The sequence below is a fragment of the Pseudomonas sp. VA159-2 genome (assembly GCF_024126635.1).
Lineage (GTDB): Bacteria > Pseudomonadota > Gammaproteobacteria > Pseudomonadales > Pseudomonadaceae > Aquipseudomonas > Aquipseudomonas muyukensis.
This window is the reverse complement of sequence record NZ_JAMYBV010000071.1, coordinates 1-1,425: the sequence shown is the minus strand read 5'-3', so window position 1 is coordinate 1,425 and position 1,425 is coordinate 1. Positions and strand designations below refer to the sequence as shown.

General features: G+C 56.8%; 1 protein-coding gene. It reads left to right on the top strand.

The features are described from left to right. Positions 1 to 112 precede the first annotated feature (112 nt). The gene (locus NJG22_RS24390; protein WP_253098486.1) at positions 113 to 1,414 is read left to right on the top strand and encodes an IS4 family transposase; all 1,302 of its coding nucleotides are present in this window, start codon (positions 113 to 115) and stop codon (positions 1,412 to 1,414) included. The last annotated feature ends 11 nt before the right edge of the window (positions 1,415 to 1,425 follow it).

Below are 1,425 nucleotides of genomic sequence, written 5' to 3'. Positions count from 1 at the left end.
GGCCATCCCTTTCAAGGTCTTCGGTAGAATCCGCTGAAATCCAGTCAGGAAGACCCGAGCGATGTGGGCTGATGTACTAGCGCGATTCGAGAAGAAAGCACCTGCCAGCGTAATGGCCAAACTTGCCTTGGAGCAGGCCATTGCGCCGGAGTGGGTCGATCAGGTTTTCGAGGAGCATCGGCAACGGCAGTATTCTCGCGAGCTGCTATTCTCGACCGTCGTCAAACTGATGTCGCTTGTTTCACTGGGTTTGAAGCCATCGTTACATGCTGCCGCGAGGCAGCTGGACGACCTTCCCGTCAGCCTGGCGGCCCTTTACGACAAGGTCAGCCGAACCGAACCTGCCCTGTTGCGTGCTCTAGTGACAGGCTGCGCGCAGCGCTTGGCGCCGACAATCCATGAATTGGGCTGTTCAGCCATGCTTCCTGACTGGCAAGTTCGAGTGGTCGATGGAAGCCACTTGGCCTCTACCGAAAAGCGTCTTGGCGCGTTGCGCCAAGAGCGCGGGGCGGCTCGCCCTGGGTTCTCGGTGGTGGTTTACGACCCCGATCTGGATCAGGTGATTGACCTCCAACCGTGCGAAGACGCCTACGCAAGTGAGCGAGTCTGTGTCTTGCCGTTACTGGCAGAAGCAAAGGCCAATCAAGTTTGGATCGCTGACCGGCTCTACTGCACGCTGCCTGTAATGGAGGCATGCGAACAGGTAAACACGTCATTTGTCATTCGTCAGCAGGCCAAGCATCCTCGCTTGATCCAGGAAGGTGAGTGGCAAGCACCGATGCCCGTAGCAACAGGCTCAGTACGCGAGCAATCCATCGAAGTCAAAGGCGGACACCGCTGGCGGCGTGTCGAGTTGACACTTCATTCACCCAACGATTCAGGTGATAACAGCCTGATGTTCTGGAGCAACCTGCCCCAGAGCATCAGTGCACAACAGATCGCAGACTTCTATCGCCGCCGCTGGAGCATTGAAGGGATGTTCCAGCGACTGGAAGCCATTCTGGAAAGTGAAATCGAAACCCTCGGCAGTCCACGAGCGGCCTTGCTTGGATTCACCACTGCCGTGCTCGCATATAACGTTCTGGCCTTGCTCAAGCGAAGTGTTGAACAGGCTCACCGCGATGCCTTGCCCGAGAATTGGGAAGCTTCGATCTATCACTTGGCGGTGCAGATCAGAGGGGGTTATGAAGGTATGCAGATTGCCCTGCCATCCGAGTACATGCCGGTTGTTCCGATAGAAAAGCTGGCTCAGCGCCTGCTGGAGCTGGCCAGAAACATCCAGCCCAAGCAAGTCGCTAAAAGCCCCCGAGGCCCTAAGGTGCCCAAGCCCAAAGCCTGGGTCCAAGGCACGGCAGTGCATGCACATGTTTCAACCGATCGGGTCATCAAGGCCGCTAAAACCAAAAGACCTTGAAAGGGATGGCC